The following is a 19,971-nucleotide window of genomic DNA, read 5'->3' on the forward strand; positions in this document are numbered from 1 at the left end:
CCGGACAACACTTCTGCTTGGTGAAGCGTCAGGTTGCAACAGGAAAGGGCGGTGCGGTGGCCGAAATTTCAGCCTTGAGCAGCCACCGGGCTTTCCCCCGGTAGCTGCCCCGCCTGGCATTTCCTAATTAACGAGCAGATTCGATTGCATGTTTTCGCGCATTGTCGGCGTGACTCCCAATTCCTGTTCGATGAACCGGTCGACCGAGCCATGGCGCAGTTCAATCGCTGCAAATGCGGTTTCAAGATAATAGGGATCAGAAGCCAGGAGCGGCCTGACGATTTCCGGCGGCAATTTGGCAAGAAAAGCATAAGCGCTATTGGATGCCTTTTCCTCGTCCAGTTCTTTCACGAAATCCTGTTTTGTTACCCGTTCGGTGAGAGAATAATCATACAGGATTGTTTCCCTGGGGACGCCGAGCGCCGTCAACAGCAAGGCCGCTCCCAATCCGGCGCGATCCTTACCCGCGGAACAGTTAAAGGCGAGCGGCACTTCATTCCGGGCCAGAAAACCGAACATCGCCTTATAGGAAGCAGCATGTTCAAACGGCAATAGCTTGTAGAAACCGGCCATGGCCTCCCGCACTTTGGCAGGCGTCAGTTGCGGATCACGGAATATCGCGGCAATCTGGCCGGGATTCATCGCATAGTCGCGCGTCCAGTAATTCACGCTCGACAATTCAATCCATCGCGAAGGGGCTTCGGTCCGTTCTTCGTTGGTCCGGAAGTCGCAAACGGTTTCCACGCCCAGCGCGTCCAGCTTTGCCAGATCATTGGGCGTGAGTTTGGATGGATCGCCGGACCGGAACAAGGTCCGCCACCGGACGTGACGGCCATCGGCGGTTTCATAGCCACCAAGATCGCGAAAATTCACGCCGCCTTCGAGATCGAGAACGCGGCGGGGATCAATATATGTTGCCGTGTCGCGAGCAGCATTATCGGAAATGGTGGCGGCTGCCGCCACGGTGCTGGATGGCGTCGTCGCGCCGCTATTGACGGCACAGGATGCCAGCAACAGCGCGGTTGAGGCCAGGAATAGGTTACGCATGATTTGTTCCTTCAGTAAGAAAAGCGGATACCGAACAGATAGCGCGAGCCGATCTGCTCGACCTCGGTCGGGCGGGAACTATCACCATCATAGGCGATGTAGAGAGCATCGGTAAGATTCGCGGCATCGGCAAAAACCGTCAGATTTTCGTTGATCGCATAGCGAAGGGACAGATCGAGATTTTCATAGCCCTTGCGAAATTCGCCACTGCCCAGGCCGCCGAGCGTGTCGAGCCAGTCGGAGCGCCACTGATAGCTGACCCGCGCCGAAAGCCCGTATTTCTCGTAGTAGAGCGAGGCATTGGCGATGGTATCGGACAGGCCCTGAAAGGCGATATCCTTTGTCTGCAGGCCGCCCACCGTCTGGGTGTCAAACTGGCCGTCAAGGAAGGTCACATTGCCCTGAAAACCGAAGCCGTCAAGCGGCGACGGCAGGAAAGTGAACTGCTGCTGGTAATTGAACTCAACCCCATAGAGACGGCCATTTTCACCATTGAAGGTCGAGGTCAGCAGATAGTTGGAACGGTCAACGCCCCCTGAATTATACAAGTCGCTGCCGACCGGCTGCTGGCTCTGGTAAAAGGGATTTTCGACCCAGCGATGGAAAGCGGCGACCGAAAGGATGCCCTTGCCCGGCAGATAATATTCCAGGCTGCCATCGACTCCCCAGGTATATTCTGATTGCAAGCCGGGGTTGCCGCCGGCGATCGTGCCCGGCGATGCGGTATCGTTGATCGACGCGCCCACCCGGATCGCGCCATAAGCGGGTCGGGAGACGCCGCGCTGACCGCTCAGCCGGGCGACAAAATTCTCGCTCAGGTCAAAGCGCGCGTTGATACTCGGAAAAATATCCGTGTCGCTGCGGTTGACGGCAAGCGGCGTTGCCACGCCGCCGCTGACCACCGTACCGGCATTGTCGAGTTCATAATGTTCGACCCGTGCGCCGGCAACAATCAATGCGCTGCCGAGATCGAGCGTTGCCATCGCATAGCCGGTGAGCAGCTTCTCATCCTGCGCATAGCGATCCGTGGCCGGGACGTTCCGCGAAGGATCAAATTGGCCAGCCGCCTGCAACAGGGGCAGCAACGAGTCGATATCCCGCCGCATGGCGACATTGTCGACATAGTTTAGCGCAAAGCCGAGCGGGAACTGGGTGTCCCACGGTTTGTCGGTGACATAGCTGTTGACGTCAAAGGGCTGGCCAACGACGCCGCCCAGAGCACCGGGAAAAGCGACATTGGCAAACGAGAAATTATTGCCCCTGATTTTGCGATCGGCATAGAGACCGCCAGCCGCGAAGGTGACATTGCCCATTTCCTTCGAGAAATCGAGCTTGGCTGTGTAACTGTCGGACACGGTTTCCTGAATGGCCGCGATGAAGATCGTGCCGGGTATGCTCAGCAGCGTCTGCGGCGACCCATCGAGCAGCGCGCCGCGCGACAAATTGGCGGCTGCATCGGCAACCGTCTGGTACAGGGTGACAATCGGAAATTTCGGATCGCTGCGATCATAGGTGATCGAGGGGGAATTCACACCCGAAGTGCTCGACTGGATGAGCGGCAAATAGCTTGAATTTTCGGTGCGGGTATAGTTGAACTTGCCGGCAATTTTCAGGCCGTCATCGCCTTCATATTCACCGCCGAGCAGGTTGACGAAATTGCGATTGCGATATTCGCCGAAGTTGAAGCTGCCGCGAAACGGCACACCGACAAGATCCCCGCTATCGAGATTGCGAGACCCGCTTGCCGCGCGGTCGAGGCGCAGTTCATATTGGTTGCGCTGCTCATTGTCGCTGAATTCGGTGAAGATGGTTGTGCCGAACAGGCGAACACCATCCGAAGGCCGGAATTCTACGCCAGCGAACAGGCCGTTATTCCAGCGTTCAATCTCATATTGGCGAATATCAAATTCGGTTGGTCCGAATGTGGTGTCCGCAGCATCGGACTGTTCGTCATAGCTGCCCACTTCGCGGTTGTCGGTAATCTGTTTGCGGCGATAATGGGAACCACCGGCAACGATGCCGAAGCGATCATCCGACCAGCTGACCCGGAGCGAGCCTTGCCGCTGCTCGCCGCCGCCCTGATCCATGAAACCATAGCCGAGATCGCCGGACACGTGAAAGCCGGATTGATCGAAGGGCGAATAGCTTCTCAGGTCGATATTGGCGACGATGGCTTCTGCCGTGAGATCGGGCGTCAGCGACTTGTTGATCACCAGCGAGGACAGGAGAACTGCGGGTACCGCGTCAAAACGATAAGCACGGGTATCCCCGCCCTCGTCCACGCCGATCATCGGAATTCCGTCAATCGAAACCGAGGTCCAGCGGTTCGGGGCACCGCGGACCTGAATATAGCGTTCCTGACCCTGATCGCGCTGGACCGCAACGGCAGGAAGCCGTGACAGGGCCGCGGCGCTATTTTGATCGGGGAAACGCCCAACGGAATCAGCCGCGGCAACGTCGATCAGATTTGGGGCCCGCCGCTTGGCTTCAACCGACGCTTCCTGAGCCGCGACAATCGAACCGGTGACAATGATGAAATTGTCTTCCCCTGTCTCTTCTTCGCCGGAAACTTGCGCCATTGCCAAGCTGGGCGCAGCCAATGTCAGCAGCAAGCTGGTCGCGCTGACAGAACTTCGGATGATATGTTTAACGCGTTGTTTCGATTTCATTTTTTGGCCCCTGTGACGAAAGAGGCCACTGCTTAGTTTTTATATGTTTCCTTATGACGTGATGCAGATTGCGAATGCATTGCACGAAAGAGACTCATTTAAGAATGGACCGGTTTCGGCGGGCCACGGCGAACGTCCAAAGCCGAGCATTAAAAAACCCGCTGCCTTTGCGGGCAGCGGGTCTTTCTCTTACGCTATTCCGTCTTACCAGAAGAAGTCGTAAATCACGTCAATGACTTCGCCGGTGTACATGTCGACCAGCAGGACGTCGTCATAATAGCGGATCCACCGGGTTCCGGCATAGGCGGTTGGCAAGCGATAGCGCCAGGGGTCGTTGATCCAGTAGCGCGAGCTGTAAAAGGCGGACCCGAGATAGACCCCGATGCTCCAGCGGTTGTAGCTGTGCGACCGATAGGGTGAATAATAGCGGCCCAGCCGGTAATAGCTGCGGTGGGTGTTGCGATAGCGCTGCCAGTCGTAACGCCGGTCGTTGCGCCAGCTGCGGTTCCAGTTGCGGTTGTTGCGGCTGTAATTGCGGTTATCCCGATAGCGCCGGTTATCCCGATAGCTTCGATTGTCCCGATAGCGCCGGTCGATCCGGCCATCGCGGTCGCGGTCTACCCGCCGGTCCACGCGGTTGTTATTGTTCCGATCATAGCGCCGGTCGATTTGCCCGTCACGATTGCGATCGAAACGCCGGTCAACCCGGCCGTCACGGTTGCGGTCACCGCGGCGGATATCCTGACGCCGGTCCGCGCGATTGGGAGCGCGCCGGTCGGCCCGCTGGTTGCGCTGTGTCGCGAGATTGACATTACGATCCGAACGATCCGGACGCGCCGCCGATCGGGTGGCGCGCTCGGCACTATTGTTATTGTTGGTAAAATCGCGATCGACCCTGTCGACCCGGCGATTTTGCCGGGCTTCGGCACGATCTCCTCTGGTTTCGAGGCGGTTTTGCTGGCTCAGCCGTGCCCGTCCGCGGTTGTTGTCATTGTCGGCACGCTGGATCCGCTGGCGATTGCCGCTGCGGTTGGCACGGCGTTCGCTGCGACCATCGCGCTGCAGAGCGGCGTCGCCGGTCAGGTCCATCTGAACCATAGCAGGCGTGCTGTTGAGATCGGGCGCAATCGCTGCGGCGGATGCGGCGGCGGGTGTCAACATCGTGGCCGCCATCAGGCCGGTGACAAAAAATATACGCATGGCTTGCTCCTGTTGCTGGCGACTCCATTTGCCGCATCTGTGCAACAGGTGATAGTTTATTAACCCTGTCGGACTCCTGAACTGACCTGTTATGTTCAGGAAAGGTGGATTGAACCTGAACAAAGCTCCTGTTCATTCCATCCCCACGCAGGCGGGGATCCATCTCGTGCATGTGAAAGCGTGATTGATTTTGACCATTTGGGGCGAGCGAAGCCATCAAACACAACCATGGTGATTTATGAGAGATTGGAAGATGGGCCCCCGCCTTCGCGGGGGAACAGTTCCACCATTCTAATCCTTCAGATTATCCTTCTCCAGCCACTCTTCCAGCCATTTGATCGTATATTCGCCGGACTGGAATTCCTCGTCATAGACCAGTTTCTGGTGAAGCGGGATTGTCGTCTGGACGCCTTCGATGACAAATTCGTCGAGCGCGCGGGCGAGGCGCATCATGCAGCCGTCGCGCGTGCGGCCATAGACGATCAGCTTGGCGATCATGCTGTCATAATAAGGCGGGATCGAATAGCCGGCGTAAAGACCGCTGTCGACGCGGACGTGCATACCGCCGGGCGCGTGATAGCTGGTGACCTTGCCGGGCGAGGGGGCCCAGGTTTTCGGATTCTCGGCATTGATCCGGCATTCGATCGCATGGCCGCTGAACACCAGATCTTCCTGTTTCACCGAAAGATCGCGGCCGTCAGCAATGCGAATCTGTTCGCGCACCAGATCGAAGCCGGTGATCATTTCTGTCACCGGATGTTCGACCTGCAGACGGGTGTTCATCTCGATGAAGTAGAATTCTTCATTCTCGTAGAGAAATTCGATCGTGCCGGCGCCGCGATAGCCCATGCCCTTCATCGCATCGACGCAGACCTTGCCCATGGCTTCGCGCTGTTCCGCGCTGATCACCGGTGAGGGGGCTTCCTCGAGGACTTTCTGGTGGCGACGCTGCAGCGAACAGTCGCGTTCGCCCAGGTGAATCGCATTGCCGCGGCCGTCGCCAAATACCTGAAATTCGATATGGCGCGGATCACCGAGATATTTTTCAATATAGACGGTCGCATCACCGAAGGCCGCCTTGGCTTCGGTTCCGGCCTGTTTCATCTGGGTCTCCAGCTCGGCCTCGCTGTTGACCACTTTCATGCCGCGACCGCCGCCGCCAGAAGCCGCCTTGATGATCACCGGATAGCCGACATCCTTTGCGACCTGTTTGGCCACCTCGATATCGCTGACCGCGCCATCGGAACCGGGGACCAGCGGGATACCGAGATCGCCGGCGGTTTTCTTCGCCGCGACCTTGTCGCCCATGATCTTGATATGCTCGGGCTTGGGGCCAATCCATTTGATGTCATGCGCTTCGACAACTTCGGCAAAATGGGCGTTTTCGGAGAGAAAGCCATAGCCCGGATGAATGGCGTCCGCGCCGCTGATTTCGGCGGCTGAGATGATCGCCGGGATCGAAAGATAGCTGTCGGCGGCCGGTGGCGGGCCAATGCAGACCGCCTGATCGGCGAGCCGGACATGCATGGCATCGGCATCGGCGGTGCTGTGCACGGCGACGGTTTCAATGCCCAGTTCTTTTGCCGCGCGCAAAATCCGCAGCGCGATTTCCCCGCGATTGGCAATCAGGATTTTTTCAATGGTCACGCAGCGAACCTCAAGCGATTACGACCAGGGGCTGGTCAAATTCGACGGGCTGGCCATTTTCAACCAGGATCGCCTTGACCGTGCCAGCGGTTTCGGCGGTGATCGGGTTCATCACCTTCATCGCTTCGACGATCAGCAAGGTATCGCCGACAGCGACCTTGTCGCCGACGCTGATGAAAGCCGCCGCACCGGGTTCGGCAGCGAGATAGGCGGTGCCGACCATCGGTGATTTCTGCGCGCCCGCATGGTCATCGGCCGGGGCCGGTGCGGGTTCGGCTGCTACAGCCGCCGCTGGTGCAGGTGGAGGGGGCGCCGCAACTGGTGCAGAGACGAATGTCCCGCCACCACGTGCGACTTTTATCTTGCGGTCGCCATCTTCCACTTCAATTTCGCTGAGACCGGCCTTGTCGAGTATCGCTGCCAGATCACGGACCAGCTTGATATCCACATTCATGCCTTCGCCCGGTTCTTTTTTAGCAGGCATTGCATTTCCTTCTGATGATAAGATTGAATTGATTGAACATTATAATTTTGTTGCGGCCTGAAGGGCGAGTTCGTAGCCGAGAACACCAAAGCCGCAAATCGTTCCTTTTGCAACCGGTGCTATGAAACTCTTGTGGCGAAATTCTTCGCGCGCCGCAGGGTTGGAGATATGCACTTCGATCACCGGAATGCCGATCGCCTTGATCGCGTCGTGCAGGGCCAGCGAACTATGAGTGAGCGCACCGGCGTTTAATATGACCGCAGCGGCATTGTCGGCGGCCGCTTCGTGCAGCCAGTCGACCAGATGGCCTTCGTGATTGCTTTGCCGGATATCGACATCATAGCCCAGCGCCTGTGCCTGGTCTTCGAGCCGGCCAGCGATATCGTCGAGTGTATCGGATCCGTAAATTTCCGGTTCGCGCATGCCCAGCAGATTCAGATTGGGACCGTTCAGCACAAATATCGTCTTGGCTGCCAATATATTGCTCCTTCCCAAAGGCTTTTGGTTGCGACAGGTGTCACCTCTTTATATGGCTCGAATCTGAAAAGCGAGATCAAAGACATGGAAGTTATCGAAATGGCCGAAATTCAGATCCGGTTAAATGGCGAGGATCACCGGCTCGCATCTGGCAAGTCGATCGCCGATCTGGTCCGCTCGCTTGATCTGGATCCGGCCAAGGTCGCGGTAGAGCGCAATCGTGATATCGTGACGCGGTCGACACTGGAGGACGTCATCGTCGAACAGGGTGATGAGCTGGAAATCGTACATTTCGTGGGCGGTGGGTCGAGCGACGACAGCTGGACGGTCGCCGGACGGACATTCCGGTCACGGCTGATTGTCGGGACTGGCAAATATAAGGATTTTGAACAAAATGCCGCGGCGGTGGAAGCATCCGGCGCCGAGATTGTCACGGTTGCGGTCCGCCGGGTCAATGTCATGGATCGCAATCAGCCGGTGCTGATGGACTATATTGATCCCAAGAAAATCACCTATCTTCCGAACACTGCCGGCTGCTTCAATGCCGATGATGCCATTCGTACCTTGCGGCTGGCGCGCGAAGCCGGCGGCTGGGATCTGGTCAAGCTGGAAGTGCTGGGCGAGGCGAAGACATTATATCCCAATATGCGCGAAACGCTTGAGGCGACCGAAGTGCTGGCTAAGGAAGGTTTTAAGCCAATGGTCTATTGTGTCGACGATCCGATCGCGGCGCAGCAGCTGGAAGATGCCGGCGCGGTGGCGATCATGCCGCTGGGCGCGCCGATCGGATCCGGTCTCGGTATCCAGAACCGGGTGACGATCCGGCTGATTGTCGAAGGCGCCAATGTGCCGGTGCTGGTCGATGCCGGGGTCGGGACCGCGAGCGACGCGGCGGTTGCGATGGAGCTGGGCTGCGACGGTGTGCTGATGAACACGGCAATTGCGGAAGCGAAGGAGCCGGTCCGAATGGCGCGGGCGATGAAGCTTGCGGTCGAGGCAGGGCGCGAGGCCTATCTGTCCGGAAGGATGGGACGCCGGATGTATGCTGATCCGTCCAGTCCGCTCTCCGGGCTGATTTAGTGTCCTAATACAGCATGATTCGGTGTCATCCGTAACTATCTGAATCGTAACAAAAGTTACATGATGATAGATTTGTCGAACAGCGATTGTCGTTGGTCGAAGTGGAGAGCCGTTTGCCGAACATAGTCGCGCTTTATCGAAGTTCGGATGCTCGTCCAGGATCGTTCCCCTATCCAAGATGGTGAGGCGGGAGCATATCCCCCAGTCTCTCCAGAAAGCCTTTCCCCGGCCCGACGGACATTTTGCTCCCGTGCTCATCCTGAGTGGGTAGCGCCGGCCCCTTTTTTTCCGGCATCGCCCCAAGCATATTTGGAGGAGTGAAAAAATGTCGAATTCAGTATTTACCAAAGCCCTTTGTGCCGCTGCCGCTGTTGCAGTCACCGCAACCGGATTTTCGGCCAGTGCCAATGCGCAGAACCGGACGGTTCGGACGGCTGAGGTCAGCTATGCCGATCTCGATCTGAACAGCGAAGATGGTCAATCCACACTGCAGGGTCGCTTGAAAGGCGCCGTCCGCAAGGTTTGTGGCAGCTATGATTCGAAAAGCCTGGTCGACACGAAGGATCACGGCGTCTGCATGGAGCAGGCAAATGCCTCGGCCCAGCGCGCCAAGGTGACGATTATGGCTGCGGCCAATTCGGGCAAGCCTGTTGAAACCGCGCTGGTGATCAGCAACTGAAGCAAATTCCAAGAGCCGCAGTCCCCCAACAAGCGGCCGCACTTTGGCCAAACCAGCCTTGAAAACCCCGGTGTCCCTTACACCGGGGTTTCTTTTTATATAAGCAGCCTCATTATATACAAATAATATCTTCCCTTAATTTCCAATCTATTGTTCAATTTACTTGTTAAATACAAATAATGATAAAATATATAGATATTATACAATAAGATAGCGGGATAATCTAAGTATTTCTATCCTATTAACCAGATATCACAACCGGATGTTAATGTTCATCTGGCCAATGTGTAAAGCGTTGTAACGTAAGTAACGTGTTTTGTTGCCCCTGCGTGATGCATTTGCGGGAAACCGCAGGTTCTGGGAGGTTGTATGGAAACTGGTCGGCATAGAAAACCAATGCGTGTTATTGGTCCCTTCGGCGAAGCGCTGAGCCTCGCCGATTTGCCCAAGAATAATACGACCAGATGGGTAATTCGGCGCAAGGCCGAAGTGGTTGCTGCCGTTAACGGTGGTTTGCTGAGCCTTGAGGAGGCTTGTGCCCGCTATGATCTCTCGGTTGAAGAGTTTTTGTCTTGGCAAGAATCTATTCATAAATCCGGTTTGCCCGGGTTGCGGATTAGCTATCTTTCCAAATATCGGACAGAAGGTCGGGCAATGAGGGACACGCCCGAACAACAAGGGTCGCATTCACTCGAAGATCCGCATGCGGATCCTCGTTAATCGAAAGCCCCTACCATGCAAAAAAAACGGGTCCTCGTCATTGACGAAGAGAGCGCGTTTACGCGTCTGTTGCAAGACGACCTTGAGCAACGTGAAATTTCTGTCGCCTGTGTTTATTCGCCCGGCGATGAAAATGGCGTAACAGCCTTTGCGCCGACCGCGGTGGTCGCCGACAAAAATTTGTTAACCACCAAAACCGACAGCTTTATGCGCACGTTCGACAAGTTCGATCGCAAATTGCCGCTGGTTCTGATGACGGGAACAAATGCCACCACGCCACAACCCATCGATCCTTCGATGAAAGCGGCCAATTCGCAGATTGTTGCCACCATACCCAAGCCGTTCGAACCCAATGCGCTGGCGTCGCTGATTGATCGCTATGCGCAGGTCAGTCAGCAAACCATCCTCGATTCCGAATATATCAAGGCGCTTGTTGCCAGTGACCGTTTGATCGACAATCTTGTGGTCGAATTTCAATCCAAGCATGCACTGGCCGATGGCAGTCTTGTGGGATATGAGGCCCTGTCGCGGCTGAAAACCAGACGGGCGATCAGTCCGGCGACCATTTTTTCGGCCGCGACCGAAATGTCGCTGGAAATAGAGGCGACGCTGAACGTCGTTGATCAGGTGATAAAATTGTCTGACGCGTTGCGCGGTCGGCGTAAAAAAATACCGGTATCGTTCAACTGCAGTGCGATTTTGCTAACCCAGGTTGAATTTGTCGATGCGCTCCGGACTCGCCTGCAATCGTCGCGCAACCTCCGTGGATCAGTCATCATGGAGATTACCGAAGAGAATCGGGTTGCCAATATCAAGGTTGTCGCTGAAATCTGTCAGATGCTGTCCCGTTACGGACTGACCGTTTCGATTGATGACTATGGTACCGGGCATAGCAATCTTGACCGGATCGCCGAGATTCCGTTTGGTGAGCTGAAACTGGACAAGGAAATTTTCTGGGCCTTCTGTAATGATCGCGTGCCGATCACAGTTCTGGGATCGATCATTGATTTTTGCCATTTGCGGGGCGCCAAGACAGTGGTTGAGGGGATTGAAACGCCCTTTCATCTGGAGAAAGCGCGGTTACTTGGCGCCGACCAGGGGCAGGGGTTTTACTGGGGCCACGCCGTTCCGCCGCAATATCTGGTCAAGCAATGGAGCAGTCCGTAACTGCACCATGGCAAGCGCCCTTACTGGTCGCAGCCGACCTGCCCATATTATGCCCTGCACCTGGTCCCGCTGTCGGCGGCTTGTTAAACCGATTCGCTTATTGCGATAATTTCAATTATGTTGAGTGTAATATAAGCAGGTCGAGGGGATTGCCGTGAAACAGCTGAGCGCGCTGGATGCGATGTTTGCCTATACGGAGACGGCGAATACGCCGATGCATATCGGGCAGTTGCTGATTTACGATCCCTCGACGGCACCTGGCGGGAAGGTCGGGTTCAAGGATATCCTGCGCTATATCGAAGGGCGTCTCGACGGCGCGCGGATTTTCCGGCAGAAGCTGGTGCGGGTGCCGCTTGATCTCGATCATCCCTATTGGGTCGATGACGCAAATTTCGATCTCGAGTTTCACGTTCGCCATATCGCTCTGCCAAAGCCCGGCGACTGGCGGCAATTGTGCATCCAGGCGGCGCGTATCTATGCCCGACCATTGGATATGAACAAGCCGCTATGGGAATATACGGTGATCGAGGGCCTCGACAATGTCGAGGGCGTGCCAAAGGGCAGTTTCGCGGTTCTCCACAAGATGCACCACGCCGCGATTGACGGCCAGTCTGGATTGCAGATGACGCTGGCGCTCCACGATCTGGACGCTGAGATGACACCCCGCACCTTCGACATGCAGTTCGAGCCGGAAGCGGATCCCAGTCCGATCGCGCTGCTTGCCAAAGCGCAGTTCAACAATATTGCCAACCCGGTTCGGGGTCTGCAGAATCTGCAGAAGCTTTTGCCGATGCCGAAGCGGCTGCTCGACGTACAGCGCGAATATCGTCAGCGGGATGATGCCAAGGGCAGCATTCCCAAAACGCGATTCAACAAGAAGCTGAGTCCGCACCGGGTGTTTGACGGACGCGAATTTGCCTTGTCCGATATCAAGAAAATCCGCGAGGGCTTCCCCGGTGCGACCGTGAACGACGTGATGATCGCGGTGGTAAGCGGATCGATGCGCGCCTATTTGAAAGCCAAGGATGACCTGCCGGAAAAGACGCTGAAAATTGGTGCGCCGGTGTCCGTACGGACGGACGATGACAAGGATTCTGCCGGCAATCATGTGACGATGATGCAAGTCGGTGTAGGCACTCATCTTGCCGATGCCGGCGAGCGACTGAAATTCATCATGGCGGAGACCAGACGATCCAAGGCAATGACCCAGGCATTGGGGGCGAAGACATTGATGGAATTGTCGGGAGCAATGCCCGCCGGCCTGACCGCAGCGGGTACCAAGATGATGGTCCGCGCAGGACTGGTCGAACGGCTCAATCCGGCAGTGAATACCGTGGTCACCAATGTTCCGGGACCAATGGTGCCAATGTATTTCGCCGGTGCCAAGCTGGTCAAATCTTTTGGCATGGGCATATTGGCCGAGGGGCAGGGCTTATTCCATGTTGTGACCAGCTATAATGGCAATATCATTCTGACTTTTCTGGCGGACCGCAACATCATGCCCGACCCCGAATTTTATGCGACCTGTGTTTCGCGGAGCTTTGCCGATCTGATGGCGGCTGCGAGGAAAGAGACAGCGGCGGCCGCGAAAAAGGCAAAGGCAAAGAAGGCCAGACAACCGAAGAAACCAAAAAAGCGCGTGGCTTCCTCTGCCGCTACGGCAGGCCGGGTCCGAACGAAAACGAGTATAAAATAGCGGCCTTGCCGCTTGACTCACCGGACCTGATTGCGCATCGCGTCGGTTAATCATCCAGTTTTAATCATCCAATTAAAGAAGGACCTACCATGAGCACTGTAGAATTTAATGACCGCGTCGCAATCGTTACCGGAGCCGGCGCTGGCCTGGGACGCGAACATGCCAAGGAACTGGCGCGGCGCGGTGTGAAGGTTGTCGTCAACGATTTTGGCGGCGCGCGCGACGGCACCGGTGGATCGGCAACGGTCGCCGAACAGGTGGTCGCTGAAATCGAAGCCGAAGGCGGCGTCGCCATGGCAGCCGGCTGCAGTGTCACCGATATGCCGGCTGTAGAAAAAATGGTCGCCGATACGATTGCCAAATGGGGTCATGTCGACATACTCGTTAACAATGCCGGTGTCCTGCGCGACAAGAGCTTCCACAAAATGACCATGGAAGATTTTGCTTTCGTTATGGATGTTCACCTGATGGGCAGCGCCAATTGCACCAAGGCGGTCTGGGAACATATGCGCGAACGCCAATATGGCCGGATCGTGATGACCACTTCGTCCACTGGCCTCTATGGCAATTTCGGCCAGGTCAACTATGGCGCCGCGAAGCTGGCTCTGGTTGGCATGATGAACAGCCTGCACCAGGAAGGCGCGGGCAAGGGCATCCACACCAACTGTATTTCTCCTGTCGCAGCGACCCGCATGACCGAAGATATCATGCCGGAAGAAGCGCTGAAAATGCTGGTCCCGGAAGCGGTGACCCCTGCGGTAGTCTATCTGTGCAGCGACGGCGCGCCGTCGAAGACCATATTGACGGCGGGTGCCGGCGGTTTTGCTGCAGCGAAAATTTTCGAAACCGAAGGCATCTGGTTGCCTGAAGACCAGCGCAACGCCGAAGCGATTGCCGAGAATATCGACCAGATTCTCGATGAAACCGGCATGCAGGAATATGCCAATGGCGGCGGTCAGGGCGGCAAATTCTTCCGCCGGATGCAGGAAGTCATGAAGGGTTAAAAGACCCCCGAAGAGGAGAAGAAATATGCCTATGATTAAACCAAGCGAACTGGAAAGCTGGAAGGGCAAGGAAGTCGGTGTGTCCGACTGGGTTGAAGTCGGCCAGGACCGGATCAACACCTTTGCCGATTGTACGGAAGACCATCAGTTCATCCATATCGATGAAGAAAAAGCCAAGGCGACACCATTTGGCGGCACCATTGCTCATGGTCTGCTGACGCTCTCGCTGCTGCCCAAATTATCTGCCGGGACAACATTGGGTCTCGAAGGCACGATGATGGGCATCAACTATGGTTTCGACAAGGTCCGCTTCCTAAATCCGGTCCGCGCCGGATCGAAGGTTCGTGGACGTCACACTCTGGTCGATGCGGTCGAAAAGCAGCCGGGCCGCTGGTTGCTGACCTATAATGTTGTCGTCGAGATTGACGGCATCGAAACGCCGGCTCTGATTGCGACTTCGCTGGTGATGATCGTGGTCGGCTGAACCGGAAGAACGATATAGCAAAAGGGCCCCGGATGGAATTCCGGGGCCCTTTTTTTGTCTGTTATGGATCGACCATCCTAGGGGCTGACGGGCTCATCCTGATTGTTATTTCCACCGCTCGTAACTGCGACAGCGGCCAGTCCTGCGGCAGCCAGTCCGCCCAATACACCGGCAAGAGCGCCGCCGCCGATGCCGCCGATGCCGCCAGCAGCACCAGCTCCAGCACCAGCTCCGCCACCTCCGGCGCCGCCAGCACCAGTTCCGCCGCCGGCACTGCTTCCCGTACTTTGCGTTGCGGTTGAATTATTGGCCGTATTGCTATTTTGGTTCGAAGATTGCTGGTTGCTCGACGGTGAGGCCGAATTTGGCTGAGTTCTTAGCATGTTATCAAAACCGCTAAATGCATTGTTGGACAGCTGAAAAGGGGCGGAAGGTACTGCGCCCAAGGCGGGCACAAATACGGCCGATCCAGGTTGTGTGAGCGTGACCGTTTTCCCGCCGGCGGTGACATCAATAATGCCTGTTTTCTCACCGAGTTGCGCATTGGGGCCCGGCCCGCGAAGAACGATAAGCGATGCCGTCTGAGGGTCAACATTGGTTCCCATTCCAAGGCCTTGCTGCAGCCGGCCAATACTGATTGCATCTTCGCCGACTGCCAGTTCCACTATCGTACCTCTGATTCCGATAGAGGCAGCCGGTGTGTTAATGGAGTTGCGCCCGCCGCGTGCCGCTTTGCCCGACATAAACCGCAACGTGCCCTTGACCAGGGATGTTCCGACCGAACTTTTTTTGGTTTTCGGATCATAGACAAAACGGTTGACGGTGAGCCGGGCACTCGGACCAACGGTCAAAGAGGATCGGTCGAGCAATGTAATCTGCAGAGCACTCGATGCTGCGGTGGTAACAACATTGCGCATCTTGACCGGCTGACGGATGCGTGCGGTTTGCGCGTTCGCGTTTGCGGTCTGTTGAACTTTTACATTATTGCGGACCGCGGAATTCAGGCCCACGGTTTGGGCCAAGACTGGCGATGTGGTTACGGCGACGCCAGCCAGAATAGCCAGATATTTGTTACGAAAAAACTTCATGTCTAATATCCCCTTATTGATCGTGCAGATTGTTCATCTGGGAAGGTGCGAGCTGACAGAATGACTGAATGCGCTCAACGGTTGGTTGATCCAATTCAGGGATTTGCATTTTCGCGACCTCGAAATGTCCGGCCTGCAAATCGTCCAGTCGACACAGGGCAATCGCATATTCGATTCTCGCGGGTTGGGATTCGGGGTCGGTGATCAGATAACGCTCCAATGTAGTCGCCGCACCGCTAAGGTCTTTCGCGTCAATTTGGCGTTGCGCCAGTTGCAACGCGCTCTGCTCGGTAGTCGATTCCATGATCTCGGTATCAAGAAGCGCCATCTCTGCCTGGGCTTCTGGCGTATCTGGAACATCTGGAGCCGCTATTTCGCTCTCCGTGATTTGAGCGACTGCGGCGCCACCAATTGGCAAAAAGCCGGAAAATAAAATTGCATAAAGGCCGCACCGCAAACCGGCTGTGCCATCTCTGTTGAGATATCGAAGTCGCATGATAAATTAGTCTCCCTTTTTCAAAAAAAAGCCCCCCTGTTCGAGGCGAATTTACTACTTTCTTACTACTTTTCACTCGCTGCAAAAACACCGTCCCAATCGCTGCCCGGATCCTCTGACTGGAAGGCGACTATACGATCGAGGTAAATTTGATAGGTTTTGGTCAATCTATATTCGGCTGCCCGCTCGCTGTTCTGGCTGTGCAGCGTCAAGGCATCGCTCCACCGCCGGTCGCGATAGGCCTCAAGCATCTCGTTGTGCGTTTTGGCAAATTTCTGGAACTGGGGATCGGCGGCCAGTTCTTCATCACCCAATAGCACATATAGCGTTTCTGGTGCCGACCGACCGACTACGCGCACGCGATCGAGTTCCAGCGTTGCAAATTCGGGGATTGCCGCCTGAAGGCTGCTTCCTATCGCAATTTCCACACCGAAATATTTGGTCATGCCTTCGATACGGGATGCCAGATTTACCGTGTCTCCAATCAGCGAATAGGACAGGCGCTGCTCTGACCCCATATTACCCACACAGCACGGCCCGGAATTGAGGCCGATGCCGATGCTGACGTCCCCCGGCCAGGGCTCTTCGCTCTGCTGCTGCATCTCGGCGTTCAGTTTTTTCAGCCGACGGGACATGTCCAGCGCGCCGCGAGCAGCGTTTTCATGCTGGTTGGCATCGTCCAGCGGTGCGTTCCAGAAGGCCAATATGGCATCACCGATATATTTGTCGATCGTCGCTTTCCGGTCGAGTAATATGTTCGTCATTGGTGTGAGGAAGGCGATCAGGAACTGGATGATTTCATTCGGCTGCAGCTTTTCGGAGAGCGCGGTAAAGCTTCTGATATCGCAAAACAGAACGGTCATTTCCCGTTCTTCTCCACCCAGTTCCAGCTGGCCGGGATCGTCGGCAATCCGGCTCACCAGTTCCGGCGCGAGATATCGGTCAAACGCGCTGTGAATATGGGCGCGCTGGCGCTCTTCGCGGTAGAAAACCACCACGGTTACCAGCAGATAGGCGATAATCATCGCGAGCGCCGGCCAGGTCGGATTCAGCAGATATTGATATTCGCTGAAGGCGAACCAGCTGCCGCCGAACATCGCCGCCAATAGTGTTCCGCCGAGCGCGGCACCCCAGGCCGCGCCGAGCGTTGGCAGCAGCAGGATCAGGCCAATCCCGAATATCAAGATCAGCGCGCGCTCCAGGCCCACGGCCCAGTCGGGGCGCGAGAGAAATTTCTTCAGGATCATCTGCTCGGCCGCTTGCGCGTGAATCATGACCCCCAATTCGCGATCGTTGAGCGGTGTCGACCGCAAATCCCGCAAGCCAATAGCGCTGGTACCGACAAATACGATCTGCCCTTCAAACAGGTCCTGCAACTCCGCTTCACTGGTTTCCCCGGACAAAAGCTTCCATGCCGGGATGATGCGTTCCGGTGCCGGTTTGGTATAGTGCATCCAGATTTCGCCCGCTTCGTTGGTCGGAACCTCGGTATCGGCTATCCGGATGCTGACGACATTGCCGGGCTCTCCGCCCTCGCGGCTGCCATCGGTGGTGTTGACGAGAACAGATTCGGATCCAAGCGCAACGCGCAGCGCATCAAGCGACAGCGATGGCAGAACCCGATCATTCTGGATCGCGATCAGCGGCGCCCGGCGGATAACGGAATCCGAATCCGGAGCTATGGACAGCGAGCCATTACCGATCGCCGGTGCCATCAGCTTGTCCAGCGGCATGACGGCATTGGTATAATGGGGCGCGGATTTCGGTAGCGAGCCAGCCACCACCAAACCTGCTTTCGGTTCTGCCTGCTGCTTGGCTGGTCCGTTGGTCAGGAAAAATCCGGCAACCGTATTGGTCACGCCAAAGATGCTCGCCAACTGGTCGTCATTGTCGGGAAGGGCATTCAAAACCCTGGCGGCGTCCGGGTCGCTTTTCGCATAGCGTTCGGCCAGCGCGTGCGGAGAGGTGCGGTCGGTCTCCGAAAACACGACGTCGAAGGCGATAGCGGCGGCGCCAGCACGGCCCAGGGCCAGCGTCATGCGGGCAATATCGGTTCGCGGCCACGGCCATTGTCCCTGACGCGCGATGGTCTCATCATCAATATCCAATATCCGCACCGCGGCGTCCTCATATGGGCGCGGCGACAGCCGTTGATAATTGTCAAAGACCAACAGCGAAAGGCGATCAATTGTTGGCGAAATTACGGGAACATTAGCCGTCTGCAAATAAGCGATACCAAAAATAACAACCATGCCGGTGATGACGGCCCAGCTGGCTCGTCGCCACCATTTCTGGATTTTTGCGATCACCCTCAGTTTCCGGCGTCGATCATGACGGGCTGGTTTTGCACCGTAGCGAAATCTGGCGGCAAGGCCGCTACATAATCATCTGAATTATATCTTGCAGCATATCCGATGACGCAATTTTTATTGTCAAAATTATCCGTCATAGAATTGCGCGTAGGTTCCAGATTTATGCCTGGAGAGCAGGCGTAACAAAATTAACCATGGCTGGCAATGCGACTATCAGTTATTTTATTGCGTTATATGGATTTTATAGCAGTGATCACAGCTAAACCTCCGCCATTTCCAGACATTTTGTCCCAGTTTTCGAGGCAGAAAATGAAACTCTCTGCACCGCTGGGCCGATCCTTTCAGTCCTGGCCTCATCGATCGCCGCAATTTAGCAGATTCGGACCATTGCCTTTTGCGATTTAATCGTTCAGTTAATCTTTCGGTGATTCAAGCAATATCGTCGCAAACGGGACAGAGCCACTGGCCCTATGGATAAGAAAACGGAGCAAGACCCATGGCGGATAAACCGAGCGCAGCCGAACTAAAGGAATATGCAGAAGCAGCCGATGCCTGGTTCAAGGAAAATACCGTCCGTGATCCGGGGTTCATGCTGCCGCTGACTTTCATGGAAGTGTCGACCGACCAGCAGTTTGACTTTCTTCAGCAATGGCAGCGCAAGGTCTATGAAGCGGGCTATCTTGGCGCAAGCTGGCCCAAGGAATATGGCGGCGGCGGGCTGCACAGTGAATTTCAGCGGGTGGCGACCCGGGCGATGAAGAAATATGACGCGCCGATCATGCTCAACGCGATCGGCAACGGCTGGGCCGGACCGCTGATCCTCGATCTCGGTACCGAGGAGCAGAAGCAGAAATATATCAAACCGATGCTCAGCGCCGAGGATATCTGGTGCCAGGGTTTTTCCGAACCGGAAAACGGGTCCGATCTCGGCAACGCGCAATTGAAAGCCGTGAAAGAGGGTGACGAATATGTTCTCAACGGCTCGAAAATCTGGACCTCGCTGGGCGATCGCGCAAAATATATGATCCTGCTCGCGCGCACCGATTTCGATGCGCCGAACAAATATGCAGGGCTGAGTTTCTTCCTCAACCCGATGAAGATCGACGGCATCACCACCAGCCGGATCAAGAAACTGACCGGCGAATATGGCTTCGTCCAGACCTTCTTCACCGACGCCCGTATTTCCGCCGACTGCCTGTTCGGCGGCGAAGGCAATGGCTGGTCGATGGCGATGAAGACGCTGGAATATGAGCGCGGCGCGAAGGTCAAGCCGGTCGGCGGCTTTTTCGTCAAGGAACTGGACGTGATGGAAATTGTCGAATTGGCGAAAAATTCAGTCCGCAATGGCAAGCCGTTGCTCGACGACCCGGTGATGCGCGACAAGATGACGCAATATATGATCGATATCCAGGCGCTGAATCTGAACAACACTCGCCGCCGGATGCCGCAGTTGATGCAGGACAAGCCGATGGGCCTGCCACTGATGAACAAGCTAGCGCGCACCGAACTGATCCGCGAGCTGACCGAATTCTCGCTGGCCTTTCAGGGCACCAGGGCGGGCTATTATGTCGGCGACGAAAACGCCGTCGATGACGGCTATTGGCACCGCAGCTATCTCAACAGTTTCTCGGCCACCATCGGTGGCGGGACATCCGAGATCCAGCGCAATATTGTCGCGGAGCATGCGCTCGGCCTTCCCAAAACACGCTGATTGGAAAACA

The 19,971-nt window shown here is 56.1% G+C and carries 17 protein-coding genes; 8 read left to right on the forward strand and 9 right to left on the reverse strand.

Translation table 11 applies throughout. The features are described 5' to 3' along the window. Positions 1-123: 123 nt before the first annotated feature. The 6 genes from ACN0WX_RS04120 to aroQ all read right to left on the reverse strand — a co-directional run bounded on the left by ACN0WX_RS04120 (position 124) and on the right by aroQ (position 7,524). Positions 124-1,047 (reverse strand): tyrosine-protein phosphatase, encoded by a 924-nt coding sequence (locus tag ACN0WX_RS04120; protein ID WP_417621000.1) that lies wholly within the window; start codon positions 1,045-1,047, stop codon positions 124-126. A gap of 11 nt (positions 1,048-1,058) precedes the next feature. Next, on the reverse strand, positions 1,059-3,716 hold the full coding sequence (locus tag ACN0WX_RS04125; protein ID WP_417621001.1) for a TonB-dependent receptor: 2,658 nt from the start codon (positions 3,714-3,716) through the stop codon (positions 1,059-1,061). A 204-nt stretch (positions 3,717-3,920) separates the two neighbouring features. Beyond that, positions 3,921-4,916 (reverse strand): RcnB family protein, encoded by a 996-nt coding sequence (locus ACN0WX_RS04130; protein ID WP_417621002.1) that lies wholly within the window; start codon positions 4,914-4,916, stop codon positions 3,921-3,923. Positions 4,917-5,207: 291 nt separating this feature from the next. Beyond that, on the reverse strand, positions 5,208-6,563 hold the full coding sequence (accC, locus tag ACN0WX_RS04135; protein ID WP_417621003.1) for an acetyl-CoA carboxylase biotin carboxylase subunit: 1,356 nt from the start codon (positions 6,561-6,563) through the stop codon (positions 5,208-5,210). Positions 6,564-6,573: 10 nt separating this feature from the next. Further along, positions 6,574-7,047, reverse strand: a complete 474-nt coding sequence (gene accB, locus ACN0WX_RS04140; RefSeq protein WP_417621004.1) for an acetyl-CoA carboxylase biotin carboxyl carrier protein — start codon at positions 7,045-7,047, stop codon at positions 6,574-6,576. Positions 7,048-7,086: 39 nt separating this feature from the next. Continuing rightward, entirely contained in the window at positions 7,087-7,524 is a 438-nt protein-coding gene (gene aroQ / locus ACN0WX_RS04145; RefSeq protein WP_417621005.1) for a type II 3-dehydroquinate dehydratase, read from the reverse strand. Between the two features lie 99 nt (positions 7,525-7,623). Here aroQ and thiS point away from each other — a divergent pair, with 99 nt between their 5' ends. The 7 genes from thiS to ACN0WX_RS04180 all read left to right on the forward strand — a co-directional run bounded on the left by thiS (position 7,624) and on the right by ACN0WX_RS04180 (position 14,354). Next, positions 7,624-8,604, forward strand: coding sequence for a sulfur carrier protein ThiS (thiS, locus tag ACN0WX_RS04150; protein ID WP_417621007.1), 981 nt, complete (start codon positions 7,624-7,626; stop codon positions 8,602-8,604). Between the two features lie 325 nt (positions 8,605-8,929). Next, positions 8,930-9,283, forward strand: a complete 354-nt coding sequence (locus ACN0WX_RS04155) for a UrcA family protein (protein ID WP_417621008.1) — start codon at positions 8,930-8,932, stop codon at positions 9,281-9,283. Between the two features lie 369 nt (positions 9,284-9,652). Beyond that, positions 9,653-10,003: a DUF1153 domain-containing protein gene (locus ACN0WX_RS04160; protein ID WP_417621009.1), complete on the forward strand. Its 351-nt coding sequence runs from the start codon at positions 9,653-9,655 to the stop codon at positions 10,001-10,003. Positions 10,004-10,018: 15 nt separating this feature from the next. Continuing rightward, a complete protein-coding gene (locus tag ACN0WX_RS04165) occupies positions 10,019-11,170 on the forward strand; it encodes an EAL domain-containing protein (RefSeq protein WP_417621010.1) in 1,152 nt (383 codons plus the stop codon). A gap of 154 nt (positions 11,171-11,324) precedes the next feature. Further along, positions 11,325-12,866 carry a WS/DGAT/MGAT family O-acyltransferase gene (locus ACN0WX_RS04170; protein WP_417621011.1) on the forward strand — a complete coding sequence of 514 codons (1,542 nt, stop codon included), beginning with the start codon at positions 11,325-11,327 and terminating at the stop codon, positions 12,864-12,866. A gap of 89 nt (positions 12,867-12,955) precedes the next feature. Then, on the forward strand, positions 12,956-13,870 hold the full coding sequence (locus tag ACN0WX_RS04175) for an SDR family NAD(P)-dependent oxidoreductase (protein WP_417621012.1): 915 nt from the start codon (positions 12,956-12,958) through the stop codon (positions 13,868-13,870). Between the two features lie 25 nt (positions 13,871-13,895). Further along, complete coding sequence (locus tag ACN0WX_RS04180) at positions 13,896-14,354, forward strand: MaoC family dehydratase (protein WP_417621013.1); 459 nt, start codon at positions 13,896-13,898, stop codon at positions 14,352-14,354. 77 nt (positions 14,355-14,431) lie between these two features. Here the strand turns inward: ACN0WX_RS04180 and ACN0WX_RS04185 are convergent, their stop codons facing one another. From ACN0WX_RS04185 to ACN0WX_RS04195, 3 genes are all read right to left on the reverse strand, one after another. After that, a complete protein-coding gene (locus tag ACN0WX_RS04185) occupies positions 14,432-15,442 on the reverse strand; it encodes a FecR family protein (protein ID WP_417621014.1) in 1,011 nt (336 codons plus the stop codon). Between the two features lie 13 nt (positions 15,443-15,455). Then, entirely contained in the window at positions 15,456-15,938 is a 483-nt protein-coding gene (locus ACN0WX_RS04190) for a hypothetical protein (RefSeq protein ID WP_417621015.1), read from the reverse strand. Between the two features lie 65 nt (positions 15,939-16,003). Continuing rightward, positions 16,004-18,247, reverse strand: coding sequence for a CHASE2 domain-containing protein (locus tag ACN0WX_RS04195; RefSeq protein ID WP_417621016.1), 2,244 nt, complete (start codon positions 18,245-18,247; stop codon positions 16,004-16,006). Between the two features lie 499 nt (positions 18,248-18,746). Between ACN0WX_RS04195 and ACN0WX_RS04200 the strand changes: the two genes are divergently transcribed. After that, positions 18,747-19,961, forward strand: a complete 1,215-nt coding sequence (locus ACN0WX_RS04200) for an acyl-CoA dehydrogenase family protein (protein ID WP_417621017.1) — start codon at positions 18,747-18,749, stop codon at positions 19,959-19,961. Positions 19,962-19,971 lie beyond the last annotated feature (10 nt).

The sequence above is a fragment of the Parasphingorhabdus sp. genome (genome assembly GCF_048269915.1).
GTDB lineage: Bacteria > Pseudomonadota > Alphaproteobacteria > Sphingomonadales > Sphingomonadaceae > Parasphingorhabdus.

Bases quoted from the DNA above. Each gene is read 5' to 3' on its own strand.
- ACN0WX_RS04120 (WP_417621000.1), bottom strand. From the start codon at position 1,047: ATGCGTAACCTATTCCTGGCCTCAACCGCGCTGTTGCTGGCATCCTGT.
- ACN0WX_RS04125 (WP_417621001.1), bottom strand. From the start codon at position 3,716: ATGAAATCGAAACAACGCGTTAAACATATCATCCGAAGTTCTGTCAGC.
- ACN0WX_RS04130 (WP_417621002.1), bottom strand. From the start codon at position 4,916: ATGCGTATATTTTTTGTCACCGGCCTGATGGCGGCCACGATGTTGACA.
- accB (WP_417621004.1), bottom strand. From the start codon at position 7,047: ATGCCTGCTAAAAAAGAACCGGGCGAAGGCATGAATGTGGATATCAAG.
- thiS (WP_417621007.1), top strand. From the start codon at position 7,624: ATGGCCGAAATTCAGATCCGGTTAAATGGCGAGGATCACCGGCTCGCA.
- ACN0WX_RS04155 (WP_417621008.1), top strand. From the start codon at position 8,930: ATGTCGAATTCAGTATTTACCAAAGCCCTTTGTGCCGCTGCCGCTGTT.
- ACN0WX_RS04160 (WP_417621009.1), top strand. From the start codon at position 9,653: ATGGAAACTGGTCGGCATAGAAAACCAATGCGTGTTATTGGTCCCTTC.
- ACN0WX_RS04165 (WP_417621010.1), top strand. From the start codon at position 10,019: ATGCAAAAAAAACGGGTCCTCGTCATTGACGAAGAGAGCGCGTTTACG.
- ACN0WX_RS04175 (WP_417621012.1), top strand. From the start codon at position 12,956: ATGAGCACTGTAGAATTTAATGACCGCGTCGCAATCGTTACCGGAGCC.
- ACN0WX_RS04180 (WP_417621013.1), top strand. From the start codon at position 13,896: ATGCCTATGATTAAACCAAGCGAACTGGAAAGCTGGAAGGGCAAGGAA.
- ACN0WX_RS04185 (WP_417621014.1), bottom strand. From the start codon at position 15,442: ATGAAGTTTTTTCGTAACAAATATCTGGCTATTCTGGCTGGCGTCGCC.
- ACN0WX_RS04190 (WP_417621015.1), bottom strand. From the start codon at position 15,938: ATGCGACTTCGATATCTCAACAGAGATGGCACAGCCGGTTTGCGGTGC.
- ACN0WX_RS04200 (WP_417621017.1), top strand. From the start codon at position 18,747: ATGGCGGATAAACCGAGCGCAGCCGAACTAAAGGAATATGCAGAAGCA.